19 protein-coding genes are annotated in these 20,273 nt (G+C 50.0%); 10 read left to right on the forward strand and 9 right to left on the reverse strand.

The window, feature by feature from the left end; genetic code table 11:
- Positions 1-28: 28 nt before the first annotated feature.
- From BFO_RS11380 to BFO_RS11390, 3 genes are all read right to left on the reverse strand, one after another.
- The gene (locus tag BFO_RS11380; RefSeq protein ID WP_141729002.1) at positions 29-553 is read right to left on the reverse strand and encodes a hypothetical protein; all 525 of its coding nucleotides are present in this window, start codon (positions 551-553) and stop codon (positions 29-31) included.
- A gap of 205 nt (positions 554-758) precedes the next feature.
- Positions 759-1,058 (reverse strand): TRL-like family protein, encoded by a 300-nt coding sequence (locus BFO_RS11385; protein ID WP_014225890.1) that lies wholly within the window; start codon positions 1,056-1,058, stop codon positions 759-761.
- 388 nt (positions 1,059-1,446) lie between these two features.
- Positions 1,447-2,688, reverse strand: a complete 1,242-nt coding sequence (locus tag BFO_RS11390; RefSeq protein WP_014224885.1) for an ISL3 family transposase — start codon at positions 2,686-2,688, stop codon at positions 1,447-1,449.
- A 270-nt stretch (positions 2,689-2,958) separates the two neighbouring features.
- Between BFO_RS11390 and BFO_RS11395 the strand changes: the two genes are divergently transcribed.
- The 3 genes from BFO_RS11395 to BFO_RS11405 are packed head-to-tail and all read left to right on the forward strand — an operon-like array spanning position 2,959 to position 5,625.
- Positions 2,959-3,663 (forward strand): rhomboid family intramembrane serine protease, encoded by a 705-nt coding sequence (locus BFO_RS11395; protein WP_014225893.1) that lies wholly within the window; start codon positions 2,959-2,961, stop codon positions 3,661-3,663.
- Positions 3,644-4,528: a rhomboid family protein gene (locus tag BFO_RS11400; protein WP_014225894.1), complete on the forward strand. Its 885-nt coding sequence runs from the start codon at positions 3,644-3,646 to the stop codon at positions 4,526-4,528. The genes BFO_RS11395 and BFO_RS11400 overlap by 20 nt, the downstream gene beginning before the upstream one ends.
- A gap of 2 nt (positions 4,529-4,530) precedes the next feature.
- Positions 4,531-5,625 carry an endonuclease/exonuclease/phosphatase family protein gene (locus tag BFO_RS11405; protein WP_014225895.1) on the forward strand — a complete coding sequence of 365 codons (1,095 nt, stop codon included), beginning with the start codon at positions 4,531-4,533 and terminating at the stop codon, positions 5,623-5,625.
- Positions 5,626-5,642: 17 nt separating this feature from the next.
- Here BFO_RS11405 and BFO_RS11410 read toward each other — a convergent pair whose 3' ends face one another.
- Genes BFO_RS11410 through BFO_RS11430 form a run of 5 tightly spaced genes read right to left on the reverse strand, consistent with a single transcriptional unit; the run spans position 5,643 to position 10,279 of the window.
- Entirely contained in the window at positions 5,643-6,932 is a 1,290-nt protein-coding gene (locus BFO_RS11410; protein WP_014225896.1) for an NCS2 family permease, read from the reverse strand.
- Between the two features lie 26 nt (positions 6,933-6,958).
- On the reverse strand, positions 6,959-7,651 hold the full coding sequence (locus tag BFO_RS11415; protein WP_014225897.1) for a nucleoside-specific channel-forming Tsx family protein: 693 nt from the start codon (positions 7,649-7,651) through the stop codon (positions 6,959-6,961).
- A 3-nt stretch (positions 7,652-7,654) separates the two neighbouring features.
- Positions 7,655-8,446: a glycoside hydrolase family 16 protein gene (locus BFO_RS11420; protein WP_014225898.1), complete on the reverse strand. Its 792-nt coding sequence runs from the start codon at positions 8,444-8,446 to the stop codon at positions 7,655-7,657.
- A gap of 11 nt (positions 8,447-8,457) precedes the next feature.
- Positions 8,458-8,685 (reverse strand): hypothetical protein, encoded by a 228-nt coding sequence (locus BFO_RS11425; protein ID WP_014225899.1) that lies wholly within the window; start codon positions 8,683-8,685, stop codon positions 8,458-8,460.
- A 13-nt stretch (positions 8,686-8,698) separates the two neighbouring features.
- The gene (locus BFO_RS11430) at positions 8,699-10,279 is read right to left on the reverse strand and encodes a sulfatase family protein (protein ID WP_014225900.1); all 1,581 of its coding nucleotides are present in this window, start codon (positions 10,277-10,279) and stop codon (positions 8,699-8,701) included.
- A 269-nt stretch (positions 10,280-10,548) separates the two neighbouring features.
- Between BFO_RS11430 and BFO_RS11440 the strand changes: the two genes are divergently transcribed.
- The 7 genes from BFO_RS11440 (at position 10,549) to BFO_RS11470 (ending at position 20,025) form a co-directional block, all read left to right on the forward strand.
- On the forward strand, positions 10,549-11,124 hold the full coding sequence (locus BFO_RS11440) for a cob(I)yrinic acid a,c-diamide adenosyltransferase (protein WP_014225902.1): 576 nt from the start codon (positions 10,549-10,551) through the stop codon (positions 11,122-11,124).
- Positions 11,125-11,158: 34 nt separating this feature from the next.
- Positions 11,159-12,577, forward strand: a complete 1,419-nt coding sequence (cobJ, locus tag BFO_RS11445; protein WP_014225903.1) for a precorrin-3B C(17)-methyltransferase — start codon at positions 11,159-11,161, stop codon at positions 12,575-12,577.
- Between the two features lie 14 nt (positions 12,578-12,591).
- Positions 12,592-13,773, forward strand: coding sequence for a bifunctional cobalt-precorrin-7 (C(5))-methyltransferase/cobalt-precorrin-6B (C(15))-methyltransferase (locus BFO_RS11450; RefSeq protein ID WP_014225904.1), 1,182 nt, complete (start codon positions 12,592-12,594; stop codon positions 13,771-13,773).
- A complete protein-coding gene (gene cobM / locus BFO_RS11455; RefSeq protein ID WP_014225905.1) occupies positions 13,770-15,590 on the forward strand; it encodes a precorrin-4 C(11)-methyltransferase in 1,821 nt (606 codons plus the stop codon). The genes BFO_RS11450 and cobM overlap by 4 nt, the downstream gene beginning before the upstream one ends.
- Positions 15,587-17,395: a cobalt-precorrin-5B (C(1))-methyltransferase CbiD gene (gene cbiD / locus BFO_RS11460; protein WP_014225906.1), complete on the forward strand. Its 1,809-nt coding sequence runs from the start codon at positions 15,587-15,589 to the stop codon at positions 17,393-17,395. The genes cobM and cbiD overlap by 4 nt, the downstream gene beginning before the upstream one ends.
- 157 nt (positions 17,396-17,552) lie before the next feature.
- The gene (locus BFO_RS11465) at positions 17,553-19,454 is read left to right on the forward strand and encodes an amidophosphoribosyltransferase (protein ID WP_014225907.1); all 1,902 of its coding nucleotides are present in this window, start codon (positions 17,553-17,555) and stop codon (positions 19,452-19,454) included.
- Positions 19,455-19,494: 40 nt separating this feature from the next.
- Complete coding sequence (locus BFO_RS11470) at positions 19,495-20,025, forward strand: GNAT family N-acetyltransferase (protein ID WP_014225908.1); 531 nt, start codon at positions 19,495-19,497, stop codon at positions 20,023-20,025.
- 87 nt (positions 20,026-20,112) lie between these two features.
- Here BFO_RS11470 and BFO_RS15685 read toward each other — a convergent pair whose 3' ends face one another.
- Positions 20,113-20,250, reverse strand: a complete 138-nt coding sequence (locus tag BFO_RS15685; RefSeq protein WP_014225909.1) for a hypothetical protein — start codon at positions 20,248-20,250, stop codon at positions 20,113-20,115.
- Positions 20,251-20,273: the final 23 nt, after the last annotated feature.

Here is a 20,273-nt window from a genome sequence, read left to right on the forward strand (position 1 = left end):
ACCCCTATCGCGCCGGAGGTTCATAATTTTATCGGTTTAAGTCAGCTATCGTAAAGATGTTTTGCATTAGCATACAATGTTTGGCCCATTTCGAGGAAGGCATCGTATAGGTGATGCGTTCGCCATCTTGTGCAATGATCGTGATCCGTATCGGTGACGGAGACCGGTAGAAACTCTTCAACACTTGATACGGTACTTTGACCGTTCCGCGATGAATCCAGTATTTTCCTTTCGGGTGCGTGTATAACAAATCGCTTGGAGAAGCATACAGAGCTTTTCCTGATTCGTCCGATACATAGAATGAATCTGTTACAAAAGTATTGAGATGAAAATAGGTGTAATTGACGGTGGCTGAATCCTGCGGATAAAGATAGGCTACGTCATATATGAGCTTCTTCTTTGCTTTTTTGTCTTGTGTCTGAAATCCTTTTTGAGGCATGATAAAATACAGATTGCCGCCTTCCTGAGGCAGGAAAGAATAATGTGTATGTAATTTTTGTGCAGATAGACTGATGGTTCCCATCAGTAAAATCGATAGTATTACGAATCTCATTGTGTATAAATAAATTGATTGGTGAAAAAACAGGAGAATGCCTCTCTGACGGGCAAACGGTTTCAATGTTATCAGACCTCAATCGTTATGTCTTTCTTCAGCTATTTTCTTTTGTTGTTGCCCATTTTTACATCGTTATATTCCAAAAGGATGTATCAGAACAAAAGTTCTGACACATCCTTGTTCTTTTCGTTCGGGCAAATAATTATTCGCCGTAAACAATGATTTCGTGAGTGGTGATGATACCCAGAATGGTCTTGTTGTGTTCATCTACATGGGTAATCCTCTTGATCCCTCCGTTCTTAGCCGCAGTCTGGAAACTGGCATCGCCGGTGGCAAAAACATTCAGGATACTGCTTGCCGATGCTTTCCCTACTTTGGATGCTAATGAGTTACTTGTCACAGCCGTACCGCTTGTTACATCGGTGTAAATGCTACCCATCACCGGTGCGCGTGTAATACCGCAACTGCTTAATCCCAAACAGCCTACTGCTGCTACTAACATAAACACTTTTTTCATTGCAAATAAGTTTTAATGTTACAATTTTACCAGCCCTCCATCAGGTAAAATACTAATAATTTGTTTGTTATATTGATAAAAAACTCATGGGGGGAGCCTTTTTCGGGGGATAAAGGTACGAATAATATTTGTGATGGCATAACAAATATTTGAAAAAATATCTGTTTTTTGTATGGAAACAAAAAGAACTATGTGTCCCATTGCTCTATATATTAGAACGATTAATCCCAGATTCCGCAATAGAACCAATAAGAATGAATTTAATTCAGGCCTTCAGCCCTTATAAGCCTCGCAGAGGCGGTGAGGTGTTGAATTGTTGAATTGTTGGCTGACCGCTGAATACTGATGGCGAAATGCCAACCGTTTTTTGGCTCTATGTTGATTTGAGTGGGTAATGGAAATTCCTTCCTCCGTTTATGTAGTATACCATATCCATAAAGTTATTCACATTTGCGTATCCTCTAGCTCTTCTTTTAGCCAATTGCACTTTAGAGTTAAGACTTTCCAATACCCCATTTGTGATAGTTCCCTGCTCAAAGAATGTCTTTATGCCGAACAGATGCCCCTTGAACGTTGCCACCAGTTTTCTGAACGGTTCCAATGCAGACTGCTCAGCCATCTCCATCCATTTGAGAAAGTCTTCCCATGCTCCTTGAGATTTGGCAGTGGCGGCATGAAGTATATCAACGAGGCCTTCCTTGAGGCTATAGGCTTTTCCAAGAGATGGGTAGGTGAGCAATATCGTATCAAGCTCTTGCAACCTTCCTTCCGGCAGGTTCTTCCGAAGATGCAGCAGTGTAAACCGATGCCCTTTCAGCAGTTTCTTCTCACCCACTTCTGCCTTGCGCACCTCATCAAGTCTCTTGTTGGTGTCCTGTACTATGTGGAACTTGTCATATACAATATGTGCTTGAGGGAAATACGTCATGCAGCCGGAGGTGAAAGCATTGGACATGTCCATAGCAACCACCTCTATAAGCGACGGATCTCCATCATGCTCTATGAGCCATTCGGAAAACCTCTTGAATGTATCTGAATCCTTGCCCGGACAGACGAAGATCGTCTCTCTGGTGTCAAGGTCAACAAACTGAGTGATGTATGAATGTCCTTTCCTGCGAGAGGTTTCATCCACACCTATACGTCTGACTCCGCACAAGTTGAGATTACGCTTGCCTTTGCTTATCCAATGACGGAATATGGTCCATATACGCTTGGGATATTCCTTTACTGTCTTAGCGACAGAGTTGACAGGAGTCTCTTCTTCTATAAGAGCCATCGCAAACGCCTCGAAAAGCATCGTAAAGCCCGAGTTATGCCGTGCCCAGGGAACCTGTACCATCTCTATTGAGGAAACATCGGTCTTCAATCGAGGAACACGAGCATGCAAATAGCATGGATGCTCAAAGAAATTCAGATGACGCCACTGCTTGTCAACCGTGTCGTGAGGGGAAAGTAAGGTTCCCTTAGAAGAGATGAACCGGGAGCCGTACTCAAAGTCAATCCAAATATGAAGCTCGCGGATATTGCTCTCATCAAGCAAACGAAACTCACTCTTAACCACTTTCCAGGGAAAAGACAAATTCAAACCAATAGAGAATAACATGTTCGTATCCATGAATGCAATTATACAACTTTTTTCCGAATGCTGATCTATGGGTTACCCACACGATTCAACACAGACCCCGTTTTTTCGCATACGGTCATTGCCGATGCCGCTTATCGGGGAGCAAGTAGAGGAAATAGGGCGGCAATGATCAGCTTGGTACCCGGCATATTTTCCTTTATTCACAGAAAGGTTCAGAACAATAGTGCAATTTTCTTATGAAATCGGATGTAAAAGCCGAAAATATGCATTATTTTTGCCTCAAAACAAAAACAGAAGACAATGCAAAACAGATTTGGATCGGCTCAAATCATTCCGCCGGTAACTCAGAATTTGATTATAATTAACGCTCTGTGCTGGTTGGCAAGCTTGGTATTACCCAAATTCGGCATAGACCTGATCGAATGGATGGGACTCCATGTTCCCGGGACAAAGGGATTCAAGTTCTATCAGTTGATCACATACATGTTTATGCATGATACCCACTCGTTCGGACATATTTTCTTCAATATGTTTGCCGTTTTTATGTTCGGACGGATTCTGGAAGTCGCTTGGGGACCGAAACGTTTTTTGACTTTCTATATAGTGACAGGGATAGGTGCCGCTCTTGTACAAGAATTGACGTGGTTCTATCGGATTCACTCACTCGCCGTTTTAAACGGTATCAGCATATCGCAACAAATAGCAATGGATCCCGGAATAAGTATCTTGGTAACCATCGGAGCTTCCGGAGCCGTATTCGGTATTTTGCTGGCTTTCGGCATGCTTTTCCCCAATGCTCCCTTGTATTTCATGTTTATACCGATTCCTATCAAAGCCAAATATTTTGTCATCGGATACGGATTGATTGAGTTCTTTATGGGAGTCTCTAATTGCAGTAACGACAATGTGGCTCACTTTGCCCACTTGGGAGGGATGCTGTTCGGATTTTTCCTGATTCTGTATTGGAGGAAGAAAAATAGAGACCATGGGCAATTTTTTTATTAGAATCAAGCAGTCGTTTGCGGAAGGAAATATTCTTACGAAACTTATATATATAAATGTAGGAATATTTCTACTTGTCCGGTTATCAATTGTTTGTTTTCAATTGTTCGAAATTGAGCCGATGGCTTTTTTCTCCTATCTGCAAGTACCCTCTTCATTTGTTTTATTTTTTCACAGGCCATGGACATTGCTGACCTACATGTTTCTGCATGCCGACTTTTTGCATTTGCTGTTCAACATGCTCTGGTTATACTGGTTCGGCCGTATGGCGATGGAATTTTTCAATGGGCGCCAGTTAGCCGGTATTTATATTTCGGGCGGTGTAGCCGGCGCCTTGATGTATATGCTGGCATATAATCTCTTCCCGTATTTCCGTAATCGCGAGATGGTAGCTTTTCTGATGGGGGCTTCGGCTTCGGTCATGGCCATAGTCTTCGCTGTTTCGTTATACCGGAAAGATTACGAACTTCAGCTGATGTTTATCGGACGGATACGGCTGCTGTATCTTGCCTTCTTCGCTTTTATCATCGATTTTCTATCGATCACCTCCGACAATGCCGGCGGGCATATTGCCCATATCGGAGGAGCATTGTGGGGAGCGTTGTTTGCTTTCCGGCTTAAGCAAGGAAAAGATTTGACGGTTTATCTGAACCGTTTGATCGATCGAATAGCCAATGTGAAAAAGAGCCGGCAACCGCGGATGAAAGTAGCCTATGGAGGACGTTCGGAGACGGACCGGGAATACCGTGCACGCAAGCAGGCTGAGACTCGGGCATTGGATGCGGTCTTAGACAAGTTGAAACGCTCCGGTTACGAAAGTCTCTCGTCCGAAGAGAAAAAAACATTATTTGACGCCAGCAAGAAGTAATAATGAAAGCATTCCGATGGATACATCGCATTCTTGCCGTCCTCAACGGTGTCGTTATGTTTCTGCTTCTCATATCGGCCTTTTCCGATATCGTATCGCCTGCCGATCATCTGCTTTTTGCTTATCTGGGACTGGCTTTTCCTCTTTTTCTGTTTCTGAATGTCGGTTTTTTGCTTCTTTGGGCCATCATGCACAAATGGAACCATACCTTCGTTGTCTTATGCTCTTTTCTGATCTGCTGGAAACCGATCAGGCAATACCTACCGTTTCATTTACGGGTGGAGCAACCCCCTCGTGAAGAGATGATCAAGGTCTTAACGTATAATGTCATGTGTTTCGGATATAAAGACCACACCCCTGGACAGCCTAATCCGATCATTCAGTATATTGCCGATTCGGGTGCGGATATTGTCTGTATGCAGGAATATTTAGAAGGACATACCGATCTTCTGACTGAGAACAAGATTGCCAGGGTGCTGAGCATGTACCCTTACCATTTTCATGTACCGCTCGTTCATTATCCGCGTTATACAACGGGGCTGGCCATTTATTCGAAATATCCGATACGCAATTCGCGAAAGATACGTTATGACAGTTCGTTCAACGGGTCGGCCGTGCATGAACTCAATGTGAAAGGCAAGAAAGTGATTGTGGTGAACAATCACTTAGAGTCGTTCAAGTTTACGGTCGAAGACCGTTCGAAATATTCCGAATTTATCCGCAACGCCAATACGGGTACATTCGACAATATCCGAGGATCTTTACGGCAAAAGATGGGAGAGGCTTTCCGCATTCGGGCGGAGCAGGCCGATATCATCGCCGATGAAATCGAAGCGTTGCAAGGCGATTACCTCATCGTGTGTGGCGATTTCAACGACACGCCGATCTCGTATGCCCGCAGGAGGATACAAGGCCAGCTGCGGGATGCCTACGTCGAATCGGGGAAGGGCGTGGGGATAAGCTATAACGGAAACATGTTTTGGTTCCGCATCGATCATATCTTACATTCGCCCAATATGACGGCTTACCGGGCGACCGTCGATCGGGTCAAGCTCTCAGACCATTACCCGGTATGGTGTTATCTGAAGCCCGATTAGCTTCTCAGGAGAGCGACTCAAATAAAAATATACTTCAGCACAAACAGCACTGCCAGCACGTACATGGCCGGGGTCAGTTTCCGGTATTTCCGGCCGAGCAGATTCAGCAGCACGTAGCTGATGACACCGATCAGGATTCCGTCCGAGATGCTATACGTGAGCGGCATGAGGATAAGACAGATAAACGCGGGAATAGATTCGGAATAGTCGTCGAAATCGATGTCTTTGATGGGGCTGAGCATAAACAGTCCAACGATGACGAGCACAGGGCAAGTTGCCGCTCCGGGGATAGCCAGAAAAATCGGTGCGAAGAGCAAGGCCATGGCAAAGCAGATAGCCGTAGTGAAAGCCGTCAGTCCGGAACGTCCTCCCTGCGCCACACCCGAGGCGCTTTCGACGTAGGTCGTTACCGTGCTCGAACCCAGCACCGCACCGAAAGTAGTACCGAGTGCATCGGCCATAAAAGCTTTCTGAAGGCGGGGCACCTTACCGTCTTTAATCATACCGGCCTTCGTCGATACGCCCACCAGTGTACCGATCGTATCGAACATGTCAATAAAGAGGAACGTAAAGATGACGATCAGCATATCGATCGTAAAGAGCTGAGAAAAGTCGAACTGAAAGGCGATCGGAGCAATGGAGGGCGGAATGCCGGTCACGCCACCGTATGTGGTCAGCCCCATGGGGATGCCGATCAGGGTGGTACCGAGGATACCGAGCAGCAAGGCGCCGCGCACATTGAGAATGAGCAGCACGCTGGTCAGCACGATCCCGATGACCGAGAGAAGACCGGCTCCGTGGGTGATGGTGCCCAACGTCACGAACGTCGCGTCGCTATGCACAATCACGCCGCCGTTTTTCAATCCGATGAAAGCGATATACAGTCCGATTCCCGGTCCGATGGCATTACGGAGCGAGGCGGGGATGGCATTGACGATGATATCGCGAAGGTTCGTTACCGTCAGAAGAATAAAAATCAATCCTTCGATAAAGACGGCCGCGAGGGCAAACTGCCAGCTGTAGCCCATGGTCATGCAGACCGTGTAAGCGAAGAAAGCGTTCAGTCCCATGCCGGGCGCCAACGCAAATGGCATTTTGGCATAAAGCGCCATGACGAGCGTAGCCAGCACGGCCACGATGGCGGTTGTGGTAAAGACAGCGCCTTTGTCCATCCCTACCGATCCGAGGATATTCGGATTCACGGCCAGAATATAGGCCATGGTCAGGAATGTAGTGATTCCCGCGAGTATCTCTGTTTTGACGTTCATGGTCCGGGGATCGAACCCGAAAAGTTTGGATAAATTCATAGCTGTAAAATATTATTTCGTTACGGTCAGAAGCTCCATTTCATAGCCAATGTCGGGATCACGTAGAGCCCGTCGCGCCCGGCAAAATCATAGTTCACTTTCACCTCACTGCCAAGGCTGAGATTGAACTTGTCATCCACTCCTTTAAACCGGTTCAGGTTGACCCAGAACTGCGGTTCGCTCAGGAACACGAAGTCGCCCACCGCACTCGGTTCGCGCCACCAGTCGGCAAACCCCGTAAAACTGCATTTCCCGTCGGCAAAATGGAGATACCATGTGGCCGTCAGCTGGAAGTTATTCGGCTTGTTGGCTTTCTGGATGTATTTATACAGGGCCGAGAGCGTAAATCCTCGTGTGAATCCTGCGTTGTCATGGCTGTATGTGACGCCGGACAAATAGGCGTTTTTGACGTACGGCAGTCCGCCGTTATATTCGAGATGAGCCGAGAGAGGGCCTTCCCAGAATTTCAGTTCGCGGCTGATTTCCCAATAGGCCGAAGCCACACCGTCCGATTTATAGTCCATATCGACAAAGAAAAACGTACTACCCCATTTATCGGGTTTAAACATCTCGACGGTCGTCGTCCAGAGCGGCCGGTCGCCTAACCGGTCGTATGCCGCGCGTCCGAAATCGTAATGAAACTGCACGTTTTGTGCATGTAATGCGGCACAAAGCAAAAGGGCTGCGCCCAGCAGCCCGTGTCTGATAATCGTTTTCATTGTTTATTTTTGTTTTTGATAAAAGCGCACCCAATCGATTTGCATCTCGACCGGCAGATGAGCCGGTTCGACACGCCCTACCCATCGTCCGCCCAGCTGCATATCGAGCAGCAGGTAAAACTCGCGGTCGAACGGAAACTGTCCCTGTTTATCCGTTTCGATGCGGGGATAGGTAAACGTATGACGGTTATTGATATAGAACGAAACGCTGTCGGGATACAGTTCGACGGCGTACGTATTGTAATCGTCCGCCCGAATGGCGCCGGTAGCCCCTTTAGGCGGATACGTTTCCTTCAGCACGTGCGTATAATGCGAATGGACGGTCTGGTAGGCGATCCCTTCATCATTGAGCCGCTCCATGATATCGATTTCGCCACCGTCCGGCCATTGCGTCCCGTCGAACGGAAGAAGCCAGAAAGCCGGCCACGCGCCTGTGGCGTTTCCGAGCTTGGCATGGATTTCGAGTCGTCCGTGAGAGAAGCCGACCTTATCTTTCGTATACAGTCCGCCAGTGAGGAATCGAGCCGTATCTTCGGGCAGGCTGTAATTGTTCAGTCCCCGCAGCGTAAGCAGTCCGCTGCCCACGTGATAGCACGAGTCGAAATCGCTCATGTAGTTATTCCAGTCCGATTTTCCGCGCGGAATTTTACTCCAGCACGACGAGTCGAACGTATCGCCGTCGAAGTTTTCTTCCCATACCAACTGCCACGCATCTTGTTTCTGGTCAGAGCAGGATGTGCAGCAAAGCGTCGTCACACAAACAAACGCCAAAGCGCAAATTACACGTTTCGTCATACCAGCATTTTTTATTTCCGGATATTTTTAGCGACAAAAATCATCATCAGAATCAAATTAACGATCAATACTCCTCCGCAACAGACCACATAAAACGCCATCCATTCCTTCTCCGGACGCAATACAAAGTAAGCGACCGCGCTTGCCAGGCCAATCAGAACGATCAACACCGACAATATCCGTAAGATGATTTTTCTTTTTCCCATTCCGCCCGCGAAGATATTATATTTTATGGACATTTTTCCACCTCATTCATTTCAGCGACTCGCGTATCGGGTCGTCGTATTTGACTTGCAGACGCAGAAGTTCTTCTTTCAATTGCTTTGTTATTTCTTCGGTGCCTTCCTGTCCGTAGAGGTTATGCATCTCTGTCGGATCGTTTTGCAGGTCGTACAGTTCCCAGCAGTCGATGTCGTTATAGAAACGAATCAGTTTGTAACGCTCTGTCCGCACTCCAAAATGTCGTCTTACGGCATGCTCGGCCGGATATTCGTAGAAGTGATAATAGAGCGAGGTACGCCAATTGTCGGGATGTTCTCCCTTGAGGAGCGGCAGGTATGAATCGCCCTGAATATCGTTCGGAACGGAAACGCCCGCCAATTCGAGGAACGTGGCCGCATGGTCGATGTTCTGCACCATCTCCGGAATATCTCCTTTGATGCCTCCGGGATAGCGTACGAGCATGGGAGTGCGGAACGACTCTTCGTACATGAAACGCTTGTCGAACCAACCGTGTTCGCCCATGTAGAATCCCTGATCGGAGGTATAGACGATAATCGTACGATCGAGCAAGTCGTTCTTCTCCAGATAATCGAGGACACGACCGACGTTCCGGTCGATCGAACGAATCACCCGCAGATAATCTTTCATGTATTGTTGATATTTCCATTCTGCCAAGGCTTTGCCGGTCGGTTTATCGTCTTTGAATTTCCGGATGATCGGGTCGTAATGCTTGTCCCATGCTACTTTCTGGGCAGGTGTCATCCGCTCATACATTGCGCGTCCGGCCTTTTCGAGACCGGGTTGGGAGTGGATTTCATTTTCTTTGTCGGCCAGTTTCAGGTCATAGACGAGGTCCATATCTTCGATGATGCTCATCTCTTGCAGTTCGGCAGCTTTTCGTCCTTCATATTTGTCGTAGAATGTTTCGGGAAGCGGGAATACGGAGTCTTCTTTCCAGTCGAGATCGCACGTATCGGGCATCCAGGTGCGGTGTGGCGCCTTGTGATGCAGAAGCAGACAAAACGGTTTGTTCTTGTCTCTTTTCCGGTCGAGCCAGTCGATGGCCAGATCGGTCGTGATATTGGTGGCATATCCTTCAATTTGCCGCTTTTCACCATTATCGATAAAGAATGGATTGTAGTAATCTCCCTGTCCGGTCAGAATATTCCAGTAATCGAATCCCGAAGGCTCGGAGCTGAGATGCCATTTACCTACGACGGCCGTCTCGTATCCTGCCTGCTGCAACAGCTTGGGGAAGGTCTGCTGGCTTCCGTCAAACGTCTTCGTATTGTCTGTGAAGCCGTTTTTATGGCTGTGCTTGCCTGTCAGCAGACAAGCCCGGCTCGGTCCGCTCAGCGAGTTGGCTACAAAGCTGTTGGTGAAACGCACGCCTTCGGTCGCAATCCGGTCGATGTTCGGCGTCTCGATAAAACGGCGGTCGTATGCACTGATGGTCTGATAGGAATGGTCGTCGCACATGATATAGAGAATATTCATGGGCTTCTTGCTTACTGTGTTTTCACTTTTTTTATCCTTACATGCAATCAGCGACACGCCCATGGCCGCGCTCGTGAGGGAAAAGAATACCGTATTATATCGAATCTGTTTCATTGTATTATATAATGTTTGTGGGGCAAATATACGCACTTTTTTGTAGTTTTACGCTATGCCTGAATGTCAAAAGTCTTGTGGATTTTTGTCGAAAGGGCTATTTTTACAAGCCTCTGTTTCTTGAACAATGATATGGAAACCGAAAGGCGTCGCGTGATTGGTTTTTTTTCGTCGCGTGTTGTTGGGGGCTTGGATCATTTCGTTTTTGTCCGGTGACAAAATAGCGTGTATCTTTGTCCTGAATTTCATTTGAAGAAAAGATAGAACCAATGAAAATTTATACGAAGGGAGGCGACAAAGGACGTACAGGAATTCACGGCGGTCAGCGGGTAGATAAGGATGATATCCGCATCGAAGCGAACGGCTGTCTTGACGAACTGAATGTGTGGATCGGGATGTTACGCACACGTTTACCGGAAGCGCATGAATGGCAGGCGACACTCTACGAGGTGCAGCGAATATTGATGGTTGTCATGTCGCATGTGGCGACCCCCTCGGCGATACGGGATCAGAATCCGAATGTCTTGCCCGACACGATGGTCACGTTGTGTGAAGAGCAGATCGACCGGATGACGGAGGCGATGGGTGAAAACAGTTTTTTTATTCTGCCGGGCGGTACGGAGGTGGCTTCCTTGTGTCATCTGGCGCGTACGGCTGCCAGACGTGCCGAACGTCGTCTTTGTACGCTTCATAGAGCCGACGCATTACCTCCTTTGGTGATGGCTTTTGTCAACCGGCTGTCTGATCTGTTTTTTGTAATGGCACGTTATGAATTGCATACATGCGGACGCGGCGAAGAGCGCTGGCAGGCCTTTAAGTATAAGCGGAAAAGCGCTGGACAATAAAGAATATTACAAATTACGAATTACAAAACAAATAATGGAAATAAAGAATCATTCTCGCATCATCGTGATCGGTATCGGGCCGGGCTCGGCCGGTGATATAACGTCGGCGGCGCTCGATGCGCTTCGTCGTTGCGATGTCGTTGTTGGCTATCATGGCTATTTTCAATATATCAAGCCGTATTTATCGGAAGGGGTTCCGTGTGTGGACAGCGGCATGAAACGTGAGAAAGAACGTGCAGAGAAGGCGTTTGATCTTGCCGAAGAAGGCAAAACCGTTTGTGTCATCAGTTCCGGCGATGCAGGCATTTACGGTATGGCACCGTTAGTACTCGAAATGAAGCATCAGCGACGTAGTGCGGTGATTGTCGAAGTGATACCCGGCGTGAGCGCTTTCCAAAAGGCGGCCGCGCTGCTCGGCTCGCCTGTAGGACATGACTTTTGTGTCATTTCGCTGTCCGACCTGATGACGCCCTGGGCGTTGATTGAACGGCGTATCGTTGCGGCGGCAGAGGCTGATTTCGTTACGGCTGTCTATAATCCTAAAAGTGAGGGACGTTACTGGCAACTCTATCGTCTGAAGGAATTATTCCTGCAAAGTCGTTCACCACAGACACCTGTCGGGTTCGTACATCAGGCCGGACGCGACGGCGAAGAGGTGGTCGTTACCACCTTACAGGCCTTTGATCCGGAGCAGACGGATATGTTTACCGTCGTGCTTATCGGCAACTCGCAGTCGTTCGTCAGCGATGGGACATTCATTACGCCGCGCGGTTATTACCGTGAAGAAGAGCATGAGGAAGGTGTCGGTATCGGTCAAGAGATTATGATGGAAAGTTTCCGCACCATCGAAGGAGAATTAAAACGGAAAGATATTGCATTGGATCGCAAATGGGCTTTGCTGCATGCCATTCATACGACGGCCGATTTCGATATGGAGCGTGTCCTGTGGATGGATGAGGGGGCTGTCGCAAGACTGTATGAGACCTTGAGTTCGGGGCATGTGAAAACCATTGTCACAGACGTGACGATGGTGGCGTCGGGCATCCGGAAAGGCGCTTTGCAGCGTTTCGGCATCGAGGTGAAGTGTTATTTGAACGATGAACGTACCGCGGCGCTTGCTGCCGATAAGCATATCACCCGTACACAGGCGGGCATACGTTTGGCTGTAGAGGAGCATCCTGACGCGCTGTTTGTCTTTGGCAATGCTCCGACGGCACTGATGGAGCTATGCTCGCTGATACGTAAGCACAAGGCGCATCCGTGCGGCATCGTTGCCGCGCCGGTAGGGTTTGTACATGTCTGTGAAAGCAAGCAGATGGTCAAGCCGTTTGCCGGAATCCCGAAAATTATCATTGAAGGAAGAAAGGGAGGCAGCAACGTTGCGGCGACGCTTGTCAATGCGGTGCTTTGCTTTAACGATGCGGAGCAGCTTCGTCCCGGTCGCGACGTGTGAAAATAATGAGTGCGATGCGTAAATTTTATGTGATCGGAATCAGTGACGAGCGCCGACTGCGCTTTCCTGCCGAGGTGGAACGGATCATTGCTTCAGGGCGGGTGTTTTCGGGTGGGCGACGTCATCGCGAAATCGTACGGACGATGCTTCCCGATGAGGCGACATGGATTGATATTACCGTACCTCTCGACGATGTCTTCTTACAGTATGAAGAGCATCAGGAGATTGTTGTTTTTGCGTCGGGCGATCCGCTGTTTTTCGGCTTTGCCAATACCCTGCAACGCGTATTCCCCGATGCACAGACAGTGACTTTTCCTTCTTTTAATTCGCTCCAGATGCTGGCACACCGGTTGGAGATGCCGTATAATGAGATGTCGGTCGTGTCGTTGACCGGTCGTCCGTGGGATGATTTCGACGCTGCACTTATTAAAGGGCGTCCGCTTATCGGCGTGCTGACCGACCGTGAGAAGACGCCTCCGGTCATTGCCGCGCGGATGCTCGAATACGGTTACGACAATTACCGCATGGCCATCGGCGAGCGGTTAGGTAACGAAGCCGACGAACGTGTCCGTACGATGCAACCGGCCGATGTTGTACACGGTACATTTGCTGCTCCCAACTGTTTGATCTTGTCGCGCACGGTTGTTCGTTCACGTCCGTTTGGCGTGTCGGAAAAGGCATTTTTTCTGCTCGACGGTCGGGTAAATATGATTACCAAGATGCCCGTCCGGTTGCTGACATTGAGCATGCTCGACCTGCGTCATCGCAGCTCGTTCTGGGACATCGGGTTTTGTACGGGTTCGGTATCGGTCGAGGCCAAACTGCAATTTCCTCACCTCCGTATTACGGCTTTCGAGAAACGTCCCGAAGGAGTTGGGATACTGTCTGATAACTGTCGTAAGTTCGGTACGCCGGGTATCACGGCTGTCACCGGTGACTTTATGGAGGTTGAATTGCATGAATATCCTACTCCCGATGCTGTCTTCATCGGAGGTCATGGAGGGCGACTTGTCGATATCTTGAGAAAGATTGATGCATGCCTGCCGCCGGGCTGTCCCATCGTTTTTAACTCCGTGAGCGCTGCCAGTCGCGAAATGTTTAAAGAAGGAATCCGCACCATCGGCCGCAACGTGAAAGAAACGGTCTGTATGACGGTCGATGCGCATAGTCCCATAGAAATAATCAAAGCAGAATGAAAGAAAATATAGCTATTATCCTTGTTTCGGAGGCCGGGCTTCCGTTGGCTCAGACGATCCGGCGCGAGTTAGGAGCATCCTCCGCCATTTATACCACGCATACGTTGGAAGGATGTGAGAACATCTCCTCTTATAACCGGTTCATGTCCGATCATTTCCATGACTTCGGCGCGTTTGTGTTTATCGGTGCGCTGGGTATTTGTGTCCGCAGTATTGCGACATGCCTGAAAAATAAATATACCGATCCGGCCGTGATCTGTACCGACAGTGCAGGCCGTTTCGTCGTATCCGTGTTATCGGGACATATCGGCGGCGCCAACGACTGGACGCGGCGTATCGCAGCGATTACGGGAGGTGAGGCCGTGATCACGACGCAAAGCGATAGAGCTGATCTCTGGGCGCTCGATACGCTTGGCCGTACTTACGGATGGAGAACGGCGGCGTCGCCGGCTGAGATGAACCGTATGATCGCGCTTTTCGTAGGTGGACGGCGCACGGCTTTGTTGCTCGAGATCAAAGACCGCGGCACGGAGTATCTGGAGCGCACGCTGCCGGAGCATGTTGATGTTTTCTACACCTATCATGATATACGTCCGCAGGAGTACGAGCTGATTATTGCGGTCAGCCCGTTTATTTATAACGCCGAGACACCGGTACTTTATTTCCGTCCGCGTGTGCTCCATGTAGGGGTGGGATGTCGCAGGAACAGTCGTCCCGATGGAGTAGCGGCCTATATGGAGAAGGTGATGGAAGAACATGGACTTTCTCCGCTTGCGATTCGTTCCGTGTCGACGATCACGCTGAAGAAAGACGAACCGCTGTTCGCCGCTCTGGCGGAGGCGTGGAAGGCGGAGACACATATCTATGATGCTGTTGATTTGCAGGATATCGAAGTGCCGAACCCCTCGCAGAAAGTGTTTGAAACGACGGGTGTCTATGGTGTCTCGGAAGCTGCCTCACAGAAAGCGGCGAAGGGAACTACCCTTGTCTTGGAGAAACAGAAAGGAATACTGAATGCGGAGAGCGATTTCACGTTTGCCGTTGCGATGGATGCGGACAGTTTGCGTGGCGGTTTTATCGAAATCGTAGGAGCAGGCCCCGGAGATCCCGAGCTGATCTCGGTACGTGGCAAACGTATGCTCGAAAGGGCCGATCTGATTTTGTACGCGGGCAGCCTGGTACCCCGCGAACTGACACTCTATGCCAAACCCGGCACGACGGTACGCAGCTCGGCCGATATGACCCTTGAGGAACAGTTTGCCCTGATGAAGGAATTTTACGACCGGGGGCTTTTCGTCGTGCGTCTGCATACAGGCGACCCATGTATCTATGGCGCTATTCAAGAGCAGATGGCTTTCTTCGACCGTTACGGAATGCGTTATCATATCACACCGGGTATTTCGTCGTTTCAGGCTGCCGCTGCGGCCTTGCAATCGCAGTTCACGATTCCCGAGAAGGTACAGACGATTATTCTGACGCGCGGTCAGGGACGTACGCCTATGCCCGAAAAAGAAAAGCTGCATCTCCTTGCCCGGTCGCAAAGCACCATGTGCATCTACCTCAGTGCGGCCATCGTCGATGAGGTGCAGGCCGAACTGCTCCGTGCGTATCCACCTGAAACGCCTGTTGCTGCCTGTTATAAACTGACATGGAAAGACGAGCGAATTTATCGCGGACAACTCAAAGATCTTGCGCGAATCGTAAAAGAAAATCACCTTACGCTCACAACACTGCTCGTTGTCGGCGAGGCGATAGATAACCGTAGCGGATTGTCACATCTCTATTCGTCCGATTTCAAGCATATCTTCCGATCATGATTCTGATACTGGGCGGTACAACCGAAGGACGGAAAGCTGTATCTACGGTCGATGAGACGGGACAGCCGTATTACTATTCGACAAAAGAAGCGAATCAAAAGATTGATTGCAAGAATGGTATACGTCTCACCGGAGCGATGGATATCGACACGATGACGTCGTTCTGTCGTGAGAAAGGCATACGGCTTATCGTCGATGCCGCTCATCCTTTTGCCGAATTGTTGCATCAGACGGTTGCGGAGGTAGCCTCTCGTCTATCCTTGCCGGTGGTACGTTATGAACGGATTTATCCGCCGCGTAACAGCGAAGTCGTGTGGTGTGACAGTTATGCCGATGCCGTGCGAAGGCTCGAAGACGATGGAATTACTTTCCTGTTGGCGTTGACGGGGGTACAAACCATTACGAAACTGAAAACTTACTGGCAGAAATATCATTGCGTCTTTCGTGTGTTGGATCAGCAAAGTTCGCTTGAGCTTGCCGAACGACAGGGAGTGGACAGAAAAAATATCGTATTTTATCGTCCGGGAGAGGAAGAAGCACTGCTTTATCGGGTGAAGCCTCAAGCTGTCCTGACAAAAGAGAGCGGGGAATCAGGCGGCTTTTCGGAGAAGTTTGCGGCAGCGAAGAAAATGAATATTCCGATTTACGCCGTCAAACACCCGGTATTGCCTTCCACTTTTATTGTGGTAACAGGATATTTCGGGTTGCGCAAACAGATCGAGCGTTTCGTCCCGGGATTTTTTTCGTTGCGTAGCGGATATACGACCGGGTCGTGTGCAACGGCTGCCGCGAAAGCGGCACTCCTCGCATTACTCACGGGATCGCCACAGAAAAACGTCACATTTACGCTGCCCGACGACGAAGAGATGACGTTGCCTGTAGCCGAAACGTTGATCGAAAAAGATGCGGCAACGGCAACTGTGGTGAAAGATTCGGGCGACGACCCTGACGTGACGAACGGCTGCAAAATCTGCGTGACGGTAGCGTTAGGCAAAGAGCCGGGCATCCGCTTTTTGCAGGGCGAAGGCGTGGGGAAGGTAACGCTTCCCGGCCTTGGGCTTGAAGTGGGCGGACCAGCCATCAACCGTACTCCGCGACAGATGATCATTCATGAGTTATCTTCGTTATATGACGGCGGTCTCGATGTAACGATTTCCGTACCCGGTGGCGAAGCGCTTGCCGCACGAACGTTTAATCCGAAGCTCGGAGTTGTCGGCGGGATTTCAATTATCGGAACATCGGGCGTGGTGATGCCTTTTTCGTCGGAGGCTTTTGTTGAGGCGATCCGTCGCGAAATTGAGGTTTGTCGTGCGCTCAGTCCCGATCGGCTGGTCATCAATTCGGGGGGGAAGAGCGAGCGGTTTATTAAAAAAGAATATCCCGAGCTGCCTGATCAGGCATTTGTACATTATGGGAACTTTATCGGCGAGACGCTGAAAATCGCGGCTGATCTGCATATTCCGAATGTGACGATGGGGATCATGATTGGGAAGGCCGTTAAGCTGGCAGAAGGTTTCCTTGATACGCACAGTAAAAAGACGGTGATGAACAAAGATTTTCTGGAACAGGTTGCCGGCAAGTCGGGATGTTCGCCGCAAGCATCTGACGTGATTCGTGAAATGACACTTGCTCGCGAACTGTGGATACGGCTCTCTGCCTCGGACAGAGACTGCCTTTTTCCTGCCCTTCTGCGACTGTGCCTTCATCATTGCATGCCTTTGTTGCCTGACGGTCATCTTACCATTCTGTTGATTGACGAGGATGGAAATATTCCGTACAGGACGGAGTCCTCTCATTCTTCATGAACGATACGAATTTTTTCTTCAATAAACAAATCGATCATAAAGCCGAACGTGACACCCAACGTGTGCCGTCACATAACAATAGACGATATTCCATAAGCAAATAACAATTCAAATCACTACCTTTGCGCCGAATTTCAACAAGCAGTCAAGTAACGGAATGGAAACATTAAAACACGAGTGCGGCGTAGCAATGATACGGCTGCTTAAGCCGCTCGAATACTATCACCGCAAATACGGCACATGGATGTATGCGCTCAACAAACTTTATCTCCTCATGGAGAAACAGCATAACCGCGGACAGGACGGAGCGGGACTCGCCTGCGTCAAGTTCGAGGCTGCTCCCGGCGAAGAATACATGTTTCGCGAACGGGCGGCAGGCACCGACGCGATCACCGAGATTTTCGGCACGGTGTATAGCCATTACAAGGGAATACCTGCCGAGCGACTCAGCGATCCGCAGTTCGCGCAGGCTAACCTGCCTTTTGCCGCCGAGCTGTATATGGGACACCTCCGATACAGCACGACGGGCAAGTCGGGGCTTTCGTACATTCACCCGTTTCTGCGTCGCAACAACTGGCGCGCGCGTAACCTCGCCCTGTGCGGGAACTTCAACATGACGAACGTGCACTCCATCTTCAAAGAAATCACCGCTACCGGTCAGCACCCCCGGCAATACGCCGACACGTACTTTATCCTTGAGCAACTCGGCCACCTGCTCGACCGCGAAGCCGAGCGTCTCTTTCGCAAATATGAGGCGGAAGGTATGCAGGGAAGGGAAATCACCTGCGCCATCGAAGAAAATATTGACCTGACCCATGTGATCGGGAAAGCCGCTTCGACATGGGACGGCGGCTACGTGATCTGCGGCGTGACCGGAAGCGGCGAATCGTTTACCGTTCGCGATCCGTGGGGCATCCGTACCGCCTTCTACTATGCCGACGACGAGATCATCGTCACCGCCTCAGAGCGTCCCGTCATACAGACCGTGATGAATGTACAAGCCGACGACGTCAAAGAACTGCAACGCGGCGAAGCGCTGATGGTAAACCGCAAAGGCGAGATGCGGACTGTACAGCTCCTCGAGCGAAAGCCCTTGAGCGCATGCTCGTTCGAGCGTATCTACTTCTCGCGCGGCAGCGACAGGGATATCTACCGAGAGCGCAAACGGCTGGGCGAAAACCTCGTCGACTCCATCCTCAAAAAGGTGGACTACGACATCGAACATACGGTCTTTTCCTACATCCCCAACACGGCCGAGATGGCTTACTACGGCATGATGGAAGGATTGCAAAAACACCTCGACCGGCTCATCTCCGAACAACTTTCCGGAAGAGGCGCTTCACTGAGCGAGGAAGAAATACGGAGAATCTTCGCGCAACGCATCCGCAGCGAGAAGGTGATCCTCAAAGACATCAAACTGCGCACCTTCATCGCCGAGGGAAATACCCGCAACGATCTGGCCGCACACGTTTACGACATTACCTACGGCAGCATCACGCCTCACGTCGATAACCTCGTGATCATCGACGACAGCATCGTGCGCGGAACGACCCTCAAGCAGAGCATCGTCAGCATCCTCGACCGCCTGCACCCCAAAAAGATCGTTGTCGTTTCCTCTTCGCCGCAGATCCGATACCCCGATTACTACGGCATCGACATGTCGAGCATGGGCGAGTTCATCGCTTTCCGCATGGCTATCGAGCTGCTCATCAGCCGGGGCATGGAACACGTCATCATCGACACGTACAACAAGGCTAAACAGCAGCAGGGGCAACCGGAAGACTCGATCGTCAACTGTGTGAAAGACATCTATGCTCCTTTTACCGACGAAGAAATTTCGGATAAGATGGCACAGATGCTCAGCGGGGAGGATATCCATGCCGATATCGAAATCGTCTTCCAGACCCTCGACGGACTGCACGAAGCATGTCCCGATCACCCGGGCGACTGGTATTTTTCGGGCGACTACCCGACGCCGGGCGGCACACGGCTCGTTAATCAGGCCTTTATCCACTACGTAGAGCAGAGCTATCTGAAACGCGGCCGAAGGATCATTTGACAGCTATATATATAATGTATAGGGACGGGAGGCTTTCGCAATGATGACACGTACTCGTATAACCGAAACGCGGCACCCCCTTTTCAGTCGCGCGTGGGAATTGTACGAAAGCGCTTTTCCGGCCGACGAGCGGCGGACGCTGCACCCGCAAAGCAAGGTGATGGAACGTGCGGTCTATCATTTCGAGGTCGTCACCGACAACGACGCCTTTGTCGGACTGTTGCTGTGGTGGCATTTCGACGACGTGCGCTACGTCGAACATCTGGCCACGTTACCCGGACTGCGGGGGAAAGGATACGGAAAACAGGTACTCGAAACGTTCGTCGCCGAGTCCGACGTTCCCGTATGGCTCGAAGTAGAACCTCCGACCGACGAGATGAAACGCCGGCGCGTCGGTTTCTACCAAAGGGTGGGGTTTGCGCTGAACACCCATCATTACATGCAGCCGCCCTATACCGAAGGAGGCAGCCCCGTCCCTCTGCTGCTTATGACGCATCCCATTACCGTGACAGAGGCGGCCGTCCGAGACTTCTGCCGCACGTATCATCCCGTACTGACGGATTATACATAAAGAAGAGAGGCCGTCTTTATCCCAAATTACGCGATACATTGTTCGGCGTTTACCATTAATAATGGACGTGCGAATGTACGACAATGGTTACGTCAGGCTTTTCAGCCCTCCGCCGAGATGCGATGCCTTTTTCCCCAACGCTTCGCTTCCGCTCTTCCCCCCTTTGAAGGGGGGGATGGGGGGATGTTCCTCTGCGTTCGGGACACCGTGTACCCGGCATAACATAATTCAATTGTTAATTGTCAATT

Source organism: Tannerella forsythia 92A2 (assembly GCF_000238215.1).
GTDB classification, from domain to species: domain Bacteria; phylum Bacteroidota; class Bacteroidia; order Bacteroidales; family Tannerellaceae; genus Tannerella; species Tannerella forsythia.

Coding starts and splice junctions, on each gene's coding strand:
- BFO_RS11380 (WP_141729002.1), bottom strand. CDS start 553: ATGAGATTCGTAATACTATCGATTTTACTGATGGGAACCATCAGTCTA.
- BFO_RS11385 (WP_014225890.1), bottom strand. CDS start 1,058: ATGTTAGTAGCAGCAGTAGGCTGTTTGGGATTAAGCAGTTGCGGTATT.
- BFO_RS11390 (WP_014224885.1), bottom strand. CDS start 2,688: ATGGATACGAACATGTTATTCTCTATTGGTTTGAATTTGTCTTTTCCC.
- BFO_RS11395 (WP_014225893.1), top strand. CDS start 2,959: ATGCAAAACAGATTTGGATCGGCTCAAATCATTCCGCCGGTAACTCAG.
- BFO_RS11400 (WP_014225894.1), top strand. CDS start 3,644: ATGGGCAATTTTTTTATTAGAATCAAGCAGTCGTTTGCGGAAGGAAAT.
- BFO_RS11405 (WP_014225895.1), top strand. CDS start 4,531: ATGAAAGCATTCCGATGGATACATCGCATTCTTGCCGTCCTCAACGGT.
- BFO_RS11410 (WP_014225896.1), bottom strand. CDS start 6,932: ATGAATTTATCCAAACTTTTCGGGTTCGATCCCCGGACCATGAACGTC.
- BFO_RS11415 (WP_014225897.1), bottom strand. CDS start 7,651: ATGAAAACGATTATCAGACACGGGCTGCTGGGCGCAGCCCTTTTGCTT.
- BFO_RS11420 (WP_014225898.1), bottom strand. CDS start 8,446: ATGACGAAACGTGTAATTTGCGCTTTGGCGTTTGTTTGTGTGACGACG.
- BFO_RS11425 (WP_014225899.1), bottom strand. CDS start 8,685: ATGTCCATAAAATATAATATCTTCGCGGGCGGAATGGGAAAAAGAAAA.
- BFO_RS11430 (WP_014225900.1), bottom strand. CDS start 10,279: ATGAAACAGATTCGATATAATACGGTATTCTTTTCCCTCACGAGCGCG.
- BFO_RS11440 (WP_014225902.1), top strand. CDS start 10,549: ATGAAAATTTATACGAAGGGAGGCGACAAAGGACGTACAGGAATTCAC.
- cobJ (WP_014225903.1), top strand. CDS start 11,159: ATGGAAATAAAGAATCATTCTCGCATCATCGTGATCGGTATCGGGCCG.
- BFO_RS11450 (WP_014225904.1), top strand. CDS start 12,592: ATGCGTAAATTTTATGTGATCGGAATCAGTGACGAGCGCCGACTGCGC.
- cobM (WP_014225905.1), top strand. CDS start 13,770: ATGAAAGAAAATATAGCTATTATCCTTGTTTCGGAGGCCGGGCTTCCG.
- cbiD (WP_014225906.1), top strand. CDS start 15,587: ATGATTCTGATACTGGGCGGTACAACCGAAGGACGGAAAGCTGTATCT.
- BFO_RS11465 (WP_014225907.1), top strand. CDS start 17,553: ATGGAAACATTAAAACACGAGTGCGGCGTAGCAATGATACGGCTGCTT.
- BFO_RS11470 (WP_014225908.1), top strand. CDS start 19,495: ATGATGACACGTACTCGTATAACCGAAACGCGGCACCCCCTTTTCAGT.
- BFO_RS15685 (WP_014225909.1), bottom strand. CDS start 20,250: ATGTTATGCCGGGTACACGGTGTCCCGAACGCAGAGGAACATCCCCCC.